Origin of the sequence: Massilia sp. YIM B02443 (assembly GCF_030411955.1) — a bacterium.
Lineage (GTDB): Bacteria > Pseudomonadota > Gammaproteobacteria > Burkholderiales > Burkholderiaceae_D > Telluria.
In genome coordinates this window covers 269045-280668 of record NZ_JASNRA010000001.1, presented here as the reverse complement: position 1 = coordinate 280668, position 11624 = coordinate 269045, and the positions used below count along the sequence as shown (strand labels likewise).

General features: G+C 68.4%; 12 protein-coding genes. 4 read left to right on the top strand and 8 right to left on the bottom strand.

Annotated features, from left to right (window positions below; all coding sequences use genetic code 11):
• Nucleotides 1-3: 3 nt before the first annotated feature.
• The 4 genes from QPK27_RS01155 to QPK27_RS01140 all read left to right on the top strand — a co-directional run bounded on the left by QPK27_RS01155 (nt 4) and on the right by QPK27_RS01140 (nt 5076).
• Nucleotides 4-1548 carry an FAD-dependent monooxygenase gene (locus tag QPK27_RS01155; RefSeq protein WP_290416359.1) on the top strand — a complete coding sequence of 515 codons (1545 nt, stop codon included), beginning with the start codon at nt 4-6 and terminating at the stop codon, nt 1546-1548.
• Nucleotides 1549-1654: 106 nt separating this feature from the next.
• Complete coding sequence (locus QPK27_RS01150) at nt 1655-2356, top strand: SIMPL domain-containing protein (RefSeq protein ID WP_290416358.1); 702 nt, start codon at nt 1655-1657, stop codon at nt 2354-2356.
• Between the two features lie 409 nt (nt 2357-2765).
• Nucleotides 2766-3809: a CHAD domain-containing protein gene (locus QPK27_RS01145; RefSeq protein ID WP_290416357.1), complete on the top strand. Its 1044-nt coding sequence runs from the start codon at nt 2766-2768 to the stop codon at nt 3807-3809.
• 130 nt (nt 3810-3939) lie between these two features.
• Nucleotides 3940-5076, top strand: a complete 1137-nt coding sequence (locus tag QPK27_RS01140; protein ID WP_290416356.1) for a branched-chain amino acid ABC transporter substrate-binding protein — start codon at nt 3940-3942, stop codon at nt 5074-5076.
• 22 nt (nt 5077-5098) lie between these two features.
• On the opposite strand, the gene bluB is transcribed toward QPK27_RS01140, so the two are convergent.
• From bluB to QPK27_RS01100, 8 genes are read right to left on the bottom strand one after another with little or no spacing between them, the layout of a single operon-like run.
• Nucleotides 5099-5746 carry a 5,6-dimethylbenzimidazole synthase gene (gene bluB, locus QPK27_RS01135; RefSeq protein WP_290416355.1) on the bottom strand — a complete coding sequence of 216 codons (648 nt, stop codon included), beginning with the start codon at nt 5744-5746 and terminating at the stop codon, nt 5099-5101.
• Nucleotides 5739-6128: a ferredoxin gene (locus QPK27_RS01130; RefSeq protein WP_290416354.1), complete on the bottom strand. Its 390-nt coding sequence runs from the start codon at nt 6126-6128 to the stop codon at nt 5739-5741. The genes bluB and QPK27_RS01130 overlap by 8 nt, the downstream gene beginning before the upstream one ends.
• Entirely contained in the window at nt 6125-7132 is a 1008-nt protein-coding gene (gene cobJ / locus QPK27_RS01125; protein WP_290416353.1) for a precorrin-3B C(17)-methyltransferase, read from the bottom strand. Before cobJ ends, QPK27_RS01130 begins: the two co-directional genes overlap by 4 nt.
• The gene (locus QPK27_RS01120) at nt 7129-7545 is read right to left on the bottom strand and encodes a cobalamin biosynthesis protein (RefSeq protein WP_290416352.1); all 417 of its coding nucleotides are present in this window, start codon (nt 7543-7545) and stop codon (nt 7129-7131) included. The genes cobJ and QPK27_RS01120 overlap by 4 nt, the downstream gene beginning before the upstream one ends.
• A complete protein-coding gene (locus QPK27_RS01115) occupies nt 7542-8309 on the bottom strand; it encodes a cobalamin biosynthesis central domain-containing protein (protein ID WP_290416351.1) in 768 nt (255 codons plus the stop codon). The genes QPK27_RS01120 and QPK27_RS01115 overlap by 4 nt, the downstream gene beginning before the upstream one ends.
• Nucleotides 8306-9097 carry a precorrin-2 C(20)-methyltransferase gene (cobI, locus tag QPK27_RS01110; protein WP_374046991.1) on the bottom strand — a complete coding sequence of 264 codons (792 nt, stop codon included), beginning with the start codon at nt 9095-9097 and terminating at the stop codon, nt 8306-8308. The genes QPK27_RS01115 and cobI overlap by 4 nt, the downstream gene beginning before the upstream one ends.
• Entirely contained in the window at nt 9094-10398 is a 1305-nt protein-coding gene (gene cbiE / locus QPK27_RS01105) for a precorrin-6y C5,15-methyltransferase (decarboxylating) subunit CbiE (protein WP_290416349.1), read from the bottom strand. The genes cobI and cbiE overlap by 4 nt, the downstream gene beginning before the upstream one ends.
• Before the next feature lie 13 nt (nt 10399-10411).
• The gene (locus tag QPK27_RS01100) at nt 10412-11614 is read right to left on the bottom strand and encodes a cobalt-precorrin-5B (C(1))-methyltransferase (RefSeq protein WP_290416603.1); all 1203 of its coding nucleotides are present in this window, start codon (nt 11612-11614) and stop codon (nt 10412-10414) included.
• Nucleotides 11615-11624: the final 10 nt, after the last annotated feature.

The following is an 11624-nucleotide window of genomic DNA, read 5'->3' as shown; positions in this document are numbered from 1 at the left end:
GCCATGGACAAGGTCGACGTACTCATCGCCGGCGCGGGACCGACCGGCCTGGTGCTGGCCCTGTGGCTGGCGCACCAGGGGGTCAAGGTCGCGATCGTCGACAAGGCGGCCGCGCCGGGCGCCACTTCGCGCGCCATGGCGGTCCAGGCGCGCACGCTGGAACTGTACCGCCAGCTCGGCCTGGCCGAAGAGACGGTCGCCGCCGGCAAGCGCATTGATGCGATCAACCTGTGGGTGCGCGGCAAGCGCAAGGCCCACCTGGCGCTGCGCTCGGCCGGCGCGTGCCTGACGCCCTTCCCGTTCATCCTGGTCTATCCGCAAGACCGCCACGAGCGGCTCCTGATCCGGCATCTGGAACTTGGCGGCGTGCAGGTCCGGCGCCCGGTCGAACTGGTCGCTTTTGAAGACCGCGACGACTACGTGCTGGCGCGCCTGCGCGACGCCGACGGCAGCGAGCGCGAATGCGAGGCGCGCTTCCTGTGCGGCTGCGACGGCGCCAGTTCAAGGGTGCGCAACCAGCTCGGCGCCGGTTTCGCCGGCGGAACCTACGACCACGTGTTCTACGTGGCCGACGTCGATGCGCGCGGCCCGGCGGCGGACGGCGAAGTGCACCTGTCGCTCGAAACCGCCGACTTCGTGATCCTGCTGCCGTATACCGACACCGGACGCGCGCGCCTGGTCGGCACCGTTCGCGAGCGCTCGCCGGAACAGCGCGAGCACGGCCCGGCCAGCTGGACCTTCGAGGACGTCGCCCACCGCGCCCTGAGCAGCCTCGGGATCGAGGTCGACACCGTGCACTGGTTCTCGACCTACCGCGTGCACCACCGCGTCACCAACCATTACCGCAGCGGCCAGGTGTTCCTGCTCGGCGACGCCGCCCACGTGCACAGCCCGGCCGGCGGCCAGGGCATGAACACCGGCATCGGCGACGCCGTCAACCTGGCCTGGAAGCTGGCCGCGGTGGTGCGGCGCGAAGCGCCCGACAGCCTGCTCGACAGCTACGAGAGCGAGCGCATCGCCTTCGCGCGCAAGCTGGTCGACACCACCGACCGCATGTTCACCTTCATCACCGCCGAGGGCAACCTGGCCGACTTCGTGCGCATCCACATCGCCCCCATGTTCGCCAGCGTCGCCTACGGCATCGACACCGTGCGCGAGCTGCTGTTCCGGATCGTCTCGCAGATCACGATCAGCTACCACGACAGCCCGCTGAGCGTGGGCAGCGCCGGCGCGATCAAGGCCGGCGACCGCCTGCCGTGGGTCGGCGCCGACGGCGATCGTGCGGACAACCACGCGCCGCTGGAGCGCATCGACTGGCAGGTGCAGGTCTATGGCGCGGCCGGCGACGCCCTGCGCGCCTGGTGCGCGCTGCACGGCATGCCGATCCGCGAATTCCCCTGGAGCGCGGCGCATGAAGCCGCCGGCTTCGTGCGCAACGCCCACTACCTGGTGCGGCCCGACGGCCACGTCGCGCTGTGCGACCCCAGCGCCGGGCCGGACGCCATCGCGCGCTACTTCCGCGACCGCGCCTACCGCCGCTTCTGCTGACGATTTACCTGGTGCGCATGACTTCACGCCACAATGTAGACATCATTGTCTAGATAATCTAAGCTGGCATTCCCAGGGAGCGTCTCCCGCCATCACAAGGACTGCCATGCTGCACAGACTCGCCATCGCGTTCGCCATCGTCATCGCCACCTGCACCGGCGCGCGGGCCGCCGACCTGCCCTCGTATCCGTTCATCCACGTCAACGCCTCGGCCGACCTGAACGTGATGCCCGACACCGGCGAGATCGACTTCGAGATCGTCAGCACCGACGCAGATCTGGAAGCCGCGTGGAAGCTGGTGATGGCGCGCCTGGAAGCGTCGCGCGCGCTGTTCGCCGAACACGGCGTGGCGATGGAAGACATCTCGGTGCAGGACATCCTGCGCCGCCACCTGAAGCAGGGCGACACGGTGACCGGCATCGAGACGCGCGGCGCGGTGCACGTCACGGTGCGCAAACTCGATGGCTGGACGGCGCTGATCCAGGCCCTGATGACGATGCCCAACGTGGAGTCGCTGGCGGTGTCCTTCAGCCGCAGCGACGCCGACAAGATCGAGGCCGAACTGGTGAGCCAGGCGCTGGGCGCGGCGCGCGTCAAGGCGCAGAACATCGCGCGCGGCATCGGCGCCAGGCTGGGTCCGGCCAACGGCGTGGCGCTGGCGCCGCTCAAGAACCTGTCCAATGCGATGGGACTGGCGACCGACGCCCCGCGCTACACGACGCCCGCCGGCGCGCCGCGCGACCCGCTGCTGATAGCGGCGATGAAGCTGGTGCAGGGCGTGGACGTGATCTACCGGATCGGCAAATAGGCTGCGCAGCGCACCAAGTTTTGCCATGTCATGGTCCTGTCATGATGGATGAGCGGGCGGCTGAACCAGGAGTATGATGAGTTCATCAACCGTTCCTTCAAACTTACGTAAAACTATTTACAGCTTGCTTTACTGTTGAATTCCTGCTTCGTCGAAGCTGGTTTCACCCTGCAATTTTGCAGGGCCAGAGCCGTCTTCTCCACAGGCTGATACGGTGGAACTCACCGCCGAATGATAAGACTACACAGTATTGAATGAGTTCCAAGCTAACTGCTAAAACCCGTCGTCGTCGGCGCGCATAGGGTGCGCTGCGGCGACGAACAGCCAGCGGACTGCATGCCGGGCGCCGATGCCGTTCCTTCTTCGCGCCCCGCCCGCCGCTGTGCTGCCCACAGTGAAAGGATGACGTATGGCCAACCAACAAAAACCGAAACCCGCGGCCCCGGAGGACAAGCAGCCCGACCTGCACAAAACCGCGCCGCCGCAGGAGCAGCAAGCGCCAGGCGAGACCGCGACTGGCGAGCCGGCCGCCAACGAACCGCAGGCCGACCAGGCGCCGGCCGGGATCCGTCCGGTCAAGGCCGAACCAGTACGCCTGCGCGCGCGCATGACGCTGGAAGACGCGTTCCAGTGCATCGGCATCAACTGCGTGCGCCAGATCGAAGCGAATATCCCCGGCGTGCTGCAGAAGAACGTCGAAAGCCTGCACCAGATGCGGGTCGGCCTGCGCCGCCTGCGCGCGCTGCTGGCCATGTTCGAGGACCTGGCCGCGCCGCCGGTCGCCCTGCACGCCAGCATCGAGTGGCTGTCGAGCGAACTCGGTCCCGCGCGCGACTGGGACGTGCTGACCGAATCCACGCTGGAAAAGGTGCAGGGCATCGACGCCGCCGCGCTGCGCCAGGCCGCGCACGAGCGCGCCGTGGCCCACCACGCCCAGATCCTGTACGTGCTGCGCGAGCCGCGCTTCGCCGAACTGATGGACCAGCTCAACGACTGGCTGCAGGAGCGCCGCTGGCGGCCCGACGGCAAGCTGGCCAAGGATTCGCCGCTGCACGAGCGCGCCTGGAAAGGCGCTTCTCCCCTGCTGCGCAAGGCCGAGAAGCGCCTGGCCAAGCGCATCGACGGGCTGGACGAAACCGACGCCCCGGGCCGCCACCGCGTGCGCATCGCCGCCAAGAAGGCGCGCTACGCGGCCGAATTCTTCCGCGACCTGCTGCCGGCGCGCCGCGTCAAGCGCTACGTCAGCCACCTGGAGGGACTGCAGGACCGTCTCGGCGAATTGAACGACCTGGCCGTGGCCGAGCACCTGCTCGATGAACTCAAGGGTGGCAGCAGCCAGGTGGCCAAGCAGGCGGCCTACGCGCGCGGCTATGTCGCCGCCAGCAGCGCAGCCGGCGTGCAGGGCCTGGGCAAGGCGCTGAAGGACGTCGCCAAGCGCCGCATCACGCGCTGACACTTCGGGTGGACGGCTGCGCCGTCCACCCTCCCTCTTTTCCTGAAGTGACAATTGCGGTAACGTTGTCCTGCGATTCCTGGTCGACCGCCAGCGCGGCCCTGCGCAGTCCTCACTTCACGGAGACATCATGCGGCACAGCACCAAGCTCCTTGCATTCGCCCTCGCCCTGGCCTGCGCCGGCGGCGCCCACGCCCAGCAAGTCGTCAGGATCGGCCACGTCGGCCCGGTCTCCGGCCCCAACTCCCACCTCGGCAAGGACAACGAAAATGCCGCACGCATGGCGGTCGATGAACTCAACAGCAAAGGCTTCTCCATCAACGGCCAGCGCGTCACCCTGCAACTGCTGGCCGAGGACGACGCCAGCGATCCGAAGCAAGGCACGGCGGTGGCGCAGAAGCTGGTCGATGCGAAAGTCAACGGCGTGGTCGGCCACCTGAATTCGGGCACCAGCGTACCGGCTTCGCGCATCTACCACAACGCCGGCCTGGTGCAGATCTCGCCGGCCACCACCGCCACCCTGTTCACCAGGCAGAAATTCCCGGGCGTGTTCCGGGTGGTGGCCAACGACGCCAAGCTGGGCGGCGCGCTGGGCAAGTATGCGGTCGAGACGCTCAAGGTGAAAAGCATCGCCGTCATCGACGACCGCACCACCTATGGCCAGGGGGTGGCGGCCGAATTCGCGCGCGGCGCCAAGGGGCCGGGCGTGAAGATCGTCGACAAGCAGTTCACCACCGCCAGCGCCACCGACTTCACCGCCATCCTGACCGCGATCCGCGCCAAAAAGCCCGACCTGGTGTTCTTCGGCGGCATGGACGCGGTGGCCGGCCCGATGCTCAAGCAAATGCGCGCGCTCGGCATCGAAGCGCGCTTCATGGGCGGCGACGGCATGTGCACCGAAGCGCTGGGCCGCCTGGCCGGTCCCGCGGTCGGCGAAGGCAAGGTGGTGTGCGCCGAAGCCGGCGGCGTGAAAGGCGCGCAGGAGCAGAAGATGGCCGACTTCCGCGCCCGCTTCAAACAGAAGACCGGCATCGAAGTGCAGCTGTACGCGCCCTATGTGTACGACGCGGTGATGGTGATGGCCAGCGCGATGCAGAACGCGAAATCGGCCGACCCGGCCAGGTATCTGCCGGAGCTGAAGAAGATCAAATATGAGGGCGTCACCGGCACCATCCAGTTCGACCCGGCCGGCGACATCCTGAACGGCGCGCTGACGCTGTACACCTATAAAGGCGGCAAGCGCACGCGGATGGACGTGATCCGCTAACTCGTCGGAGCCTGCGTGGTGCTCACCAGCGGTCGGTGGACACCAGATCGCTCAACGGCGCGCGCTGCGCCCAGCCTTCCAGCTCCAGCATCGGCGCCGGATAGAACTCGGCCACCTGGCCCAGGCACAGGATGGCGATCGGCTTGCCGCCTTCGGGGATGCCGAGCAGCCTGGCCAGACGGCGCGGATCGAACAGCGACACCCAGCCCATGCCGAGGCCTTCGGCGCGCGCGGCCAGCCACATGTTCTGGATCGCGCACGAGACCGAAGCGAGATCCATCTCGGGCAGCGTGCGGCGGCCGAACACATGGCGTTCGCGCCCGTCCATCAGGCTGGCCACCAGCACCTCGCCGCAGTCGCGGATGCCTTCGACTTTCAGGCGCATGAATTCTGCGCCGCGTTCGCCCAGCGCGTCGGCGGTGGCGATACGCTCTTCTTCGACCAGCGCGCAGATCCGCTCGCGCAGATCAGGACTCTTGACGCGGATGAAGCGCCACGGCTGCATCAGGCCGACGCTGGGCGCCTGGTGCGCCGCCGCGAGCAGGCGCGCCAGCAGCGCTTCGTCGACTGCGCCGGGCACGAAGTGGCGCACGTCGCGCCGCTCGGCGATGGCGCGGTAGACGCCGTCGAGCTGTGCCTGGCCGAAGCGGTGGGCCGAGGCGTCAGGCATCGCCCGCTTCGCCGGCCTGGTGGAACACCAGCTCGTCCACCTTCTCGCCCTTGCACAGGTGCTGGTCGATGATGCGGTCCATGTTCTCGGGCGTGACGTTGTAGTACCAGGTGCCGTCCGGCTGCACGCACACGATCGGCCCGCCCTTGCAGGCGGCGAAGCAGCTGACGCGGCTGCGCTTGACGCGCAGCGGACCGTTGTTCAGGCCACTGGCCTTGAACTTGTCGCCCAGGCTGTCGAACAGTGCCTGCGAGGCGCCGTCTTCGCTGCAGCGCGGACCGGTGCACACCAGCAGGTGGCGGTGGTAGCTGCCGATCTTCGGTTTTACCGGCTGCGCTCCGGCGTCGGTCTGGATCGCGTCTTTGGTCTCGATATCGCTCATGCTTCGGTCTCCTCACTCGCGGCGGCGGGCGCCGCTTCCCATGGTTCGTCCAGCGTGGCCTGGATGTAGTCGGCCGGCAGGCGGTGGCGCGCGGCCAGCGTTTCGATGCTGTCGCCCGCCGCATGTTCGGCGGCCAGGGTTTCCAGCCATCCGAGCAGGCCGGTGGACAGCGAGCGGCCGGCGCGTTCGCCTTCGCGGGTGCTGCCGCCGTCTTCCATATCGTACTTGTTGGCGTAGCCGCGCGGCGTGACCATCAGGCCGTTGCGGACAAACGTGTTGCTGTTGCCGATCAGGACCGTGCTGAGCATGCCGATGTCGGCCTCGGCCATGCTGTCGAGGGTGGTGAACACGATGTTCTCGCGGCGGCGGTAGGCGCTCTTGACGATCGCCACCGGCGTGTCGGGACGGCGGTGGCGCAGGAACAGGCGCTGCGCCTCCACGATCTGGCGCGTGCGGCGCCCGCTCTTGGGGTTGTACAGGGCGACCACGAAGTCGGCCATCGCCACCGCGTCCAGGCGTCGGGCGATGGTCGGCCACGGCGTGAGCAAGTCGGACAGCGAGATGGCGCAGAAGTCGTGCGTCAGCGGCGCGCCGACCAGGGCGGCGCAGCTGTTCAGGGCCGAGGCGCCGGGGATGATCTCGACCTGGACCGCGTCGTCCGGGGTCCATCCCGACTGGAACAGCACCTCGTAGGTTGGGCCGGCCATGCCGTACACGCCGGCGTCGCCCGACGAGATCAGGGCCACCTTCTTGCCGGCGCGCGCCGCTTCCAGCGCGCTGACGGCACGGTCGAGTTCCTCGGTCATCGACTTGCGGATGATCTCCTTGCCCTCGATCAGGTCGGCCACCAGCTTGATGTAGGTGACGTAGCCGATCACCACGTCGCTTTCGGCGATGGCGTCGCGGGCGCGCTGGGTCATGTGCTCCACGCTGCCGGGGCCGATCCCCACCAGCATGATCTTGCCGGCGCTTGGTGTCACGGGCATTTCGGTTTCAGTATTCATGGGTCTTTCCTTGCGATCGAGACGGTGGCGTTGCGGCCGTCCGCGCCCCGGTGTTTGTGTTTTTCGACGACCAGCGCGGCCATCGAGGTATCTGGTCCGGCGGCCAGCAGCGCCGCCGCTTCGCTGACCGACGGCGTGCCGGTGTACTTGCGCACCGTCTCGGACGGATTCGGCACCGCGACCTGCGCCAGTTTTTCGGGCGGGTAGAACACCAGCGTCCATCCAAGTTTTTGCGCCAGCGCCAGCAGCGCGGCTTCGTCCTGCTTGATCGTGATCGAGGCCGCCATCGTCACCTGCTCGGCGCGCGCGCCGGCCAGCATCAGCGCGGCCTGCACCGCCTCGTGCACGGTTTCCAGCGCCACGCCGCGGTCGCATCCCAGGCCGACGGTGTAGCGGGCGCCACCCGTCGTCATGCCGCGTCGTCCTGCGGCGGGCGGTACACCACCAGGCGCTCGTGCAGCGCGTCCCAGCGCTCTTGCGGCACGTCGGCGTGGGTCACCCACAGCACGGCCGCATGCTTGTCGAGATCGACGTCTTCGAAGCGCGCGAAGCGGTGGATGGTGTCGGGCAGCGGCGTCGGCCGGGTCCACCAGTCCGGGCTGCCGGCTTCCTGCACGAAGGCGATCGGTTCGCCGTTGACCACGTGCGCCGAAACGCGCGTGATGTTGATTTTTGGTGCTTCCACGCGCCAGCCGAGATGGCGGCCGAGGATGTCCACCGGGATGGTGCGGCCGACGTCCGACGCGGTGGTCAGCACCGGCGCGGCACCAATCAGGTCCGCGATGCGCTCGCTCCATTCATTGGCACCGCCGACGTGGCCCGACAGCACGGGAATCACGTATTGGCCGGCGTCGTCGACCACGATCACGCCCGGGTCTTCGTCCTTGCTGCGCAGATGCGGCGCGATCAGGCGCACCACGGCGCCGAGCGAGACGAAGAACACGATCTGGTCGTAGTTGGCGAACAACGGCGCGATCTCGTCGCGCAGCGCGCCGTCGTAGGCGCGCACGGTGTTGGTGACGTCGCTGAAGGCGGCTGCGAACTTGGCCGAGGTGCAGATCGCGGCGTCGGGCAGGTCGACGGCCAGGCGCGCGGCCTGCGCGGCGCCGTGCCTGGTGATGGCGACCAGGCAGACACGTGGCGCAAGCGGCGGCGTGACGATGGAAGGATTGCTCATGCAGTCTCCGTAATGATGGGTAGCGGGCTGCTCTTCTTGAGACAGCCCTTGATGCGTTCGCCGCGGATGCGGTGGTTGTGCTTGACGATCAGCAGCGACAGATAGCTGACCTTGGTGCCGCGCAGTTGCAGGATCTCGGCGCCGCTGTAGCGCCGCTCGTCCGGCGCGCCGACGCGTTCGATGAAGTGGGAACCATCCAGCAACGCGCGCCGTTCGAGCCAGTCGATCAACTCGTCGAGGATCGGCTTCACCTTCATCAAGACCAGCGTGTCGAAGTCGGGCAACAGGCGCTCGACCGCGCTCACGCCATACGCGGCCGGCACGATGGCGACCGTGTCGTCCTGCTCGGCGAACGGCACGTCGGCCATGGCGCAGGCGGCGGTGAAGGCGTTGACGCCGGCGATGATGGGTGTGGCAATGCTGTCGTCGAGCGCGCGCACGGTACGCGCCAGGTGGCCGAAGGTGGCATACGTGCTGGCGTCGCCCTCGACCAGGAACAGCACGTCGCGGCCGGCACGCAGCCAGGGCAGCACAGTCTCGGCGGCGCGCAGCCAGGCGCGCGCCAACTTTTCGCCGTCGTGGGTCATCGGGAACAGAAGCTGCGTGTGTTCAGGCGGTGGCGCGAGGCCGGCGCGCACCACGATGTCGAAGGCGTAGCTCGGCGTCTTGCCGCTGCGCGCCGGATACACCCAGATGGTGTCGCGGCGCTGCAATGCTTCCCACGCGGCGCGCGTGATCAGGCCCGGGTCGCCGGGGCCGAGCGAGATGCCCCACAGGGTGCCGCTCATTGGGTATCTCCTTTGCGGGCGCAGACGATCCATACCGGATTCTCGGCCGCCATGCGGTGCATGTGCAGGATCGGCTTGCTGCGCGCAGCCTGCAGCTGCAGCACATCCCAGCTCACTCCCTGCTCTTGCATCGACTGCAGCGTGGCGGTGGCCGTGGCCAGGTTTTCCAGCGTAACGAAGTTCATCACCAGCGATCCGTTCGGACGCAAGCGCCCCAGGATCATGGCGATCAGGCCGGCCAGTTCGCCGCCCGAGCCGCCGATGAAGACGGCGTCCGGATCGGGCCAGGTGTCCAGCCCTTCCGGCGCCTTGCCGTGGAACAGGCTGTAGTTGCTGACACCAAAGGCGGCGTGGTTCTGGCCGGCGATGGCGAAGTCCGCCTCGTTCTTCTCGGTCGCCCACACGTGACCGTCGGAACACAGGCGCGCTGCTTCCAGGCCCACCGAGCCGGATCCGGCGCCGATGTCCCACACCACGCTGTCCTGGCGCAGCTGCATGCGCGCCAGGCTCACGGCGCGCACTTCCTGCTTGGTGATGAGACCCTTCTCGGGCTGGCGCTGCGCGAACTCGCTGTCCGCCAGGCCGAAGCGCACCGGCTTCGTGCCAGCGGTCACGCGCCACAGCAGCACCACATTCAGGTCGGCGAAGCGCATGACGGCCGCATCGTCGGGATTGAGGTCGGCCAGCACCCGCTCTTCCGGCTGCAGCAGGTTCTCGGCCACGGCCATGTGGAAGTCACCGGCCAGGCCTTCGGCCTGCAACAGGCGCGCGATACGGTCGGGGGAATTATCGGGACTGGTCAGCACCAAGAGGCGCGACTCGCGCCGCAGCGCCTGCGCCAGCCCGTACAGGCCATGGCCGGGCGCGCTGCCGCGCGTCCATTCGCCGGCGTCGCGCGCATGCACCGAGACGATGCGCGCATCCTGCCAGGCCAGGCCGACGCGCGCGCAGGCCAGCTGCAGCGTCGACAGGTTCGGCAGGATGTCGAGCGCGTCGACGCACAGGTGCTGCGCCAGGTACGGCGCGATGCCGTGGCACAGCGGGTCGCCGGTGGCCAGCACCACGCAGCCGAGGTTGTCGCCCCGCGCCGCGCGCACCCACTCGGGCACTTCCTTCAGGCGCTTGGTCAGATCGTGGCGCAGCGCCCCCGGCTTGAACTCGCGTTCGAACAACGCCAGCGTGCGCGCGCCGCCGATCACGACGTCGGCGTTGCGGATGTAAGCCAGCGCGGTCGGGCTCAGACTGGCGACGCCATCGTCGAGCACACCGATCACGCGGCAGGGATTGGGATCTTTCAGCATGGTGTCCATGGCTTCATTGGTGGAAGTTGTCGGCTTCGGGCAGGTGGTCGATGCCGATCCGGCCGGCGCTGGCGGGACGCTCCTGCGGCAGCGCCGGCAGCGACCAAACGTCGGCCACCTGCACGCCGCTGAAGTCGCACACCAGCACGCGCAGCTGGAAAGCGCGGCCGTAGCGGTCGGGCGCGGTGAGCGTGTCGATCGCGGCCTGGGCCAGCGCGTGGTGGAAGGCGTCGCCCAGCCCGCGCTCGACCATCAGCTCGGCGCCGAAGCGCGCCGTCTCGGCCGAAGCGATGGCGTCGCAATCTTCCGGCGCGGCGCCGATCCGGCGCGCGATCGACGCCACCAGGTCGGTGTCGACTTCGCTGCGGTTGGCGTGGGTGATGGTTTCTCCCTGCGCGATCTTGGTGAGTTTACCGACCATGACCGCCAGCACCACCGTCCCGATGCCCTGCGCCACCGCTTCGTCCAGCGCGTAGCGCAAAAAGTCGCCCATCTGCACGAAGCAGGCGGACGGCAATTCGGGCCGCTCGGCGCGCAGCGCGCCGATGGCGAAGGTCTCGGTGCGCCCGCCGGTGGTCAAGGCCACCACATCGTGGCCGGTGGTCGCCGCCACCTGCACGCCCTGCACCACGCTGGCGCGCCAGGCGGCGGTGGAATATGGCTTGACGATGCCGGTGGTGCCCAGGATGCTGATGCCGCCCAGGATGCCCAGGCGCGCATTGGTGGTCTTCTTGGCCATGGTCTGGCCGTCCGGCACGCTGACCGTGACTTCGATGCCGTGCTGCTGCAGCAGTGCGGGCGCCGCTTCGCGCAGGTTGTCGGCGATGTTGCGGCGCGGGACCGGGTTGATTGCCGGGCCGCCGACTTCCAGGCCCAGCCCGCGCATGGTGACGGTGCCAACGCCGTCGCCGGCGACGTAGGTGACTTCGCCGGCCTGGCCCGGCAACAGGCGCAGATCGACGGTGAGATGAGCGCCGTCGGTGCAATCGGGATCATCGCCGGCGAACTTGATCACCATCGCGTGCGCAGATTGCGCATCGCTGCGTCCATCGTGCACGGCGAAACGCACCCGGCTGCCGTTGGGCAGCAGGCTTTCGATCTCTTCCGGCACGCGGCCGTCGACCATGCCCAGCACCGCCGCGCGCGCGGCAGCAGCCGCGCAGGCGCCGGTGGTGAAGCCGGTACGCGTGCCCCGTTCGGCCGCCTTGTCCTTCATGCCCATGGGT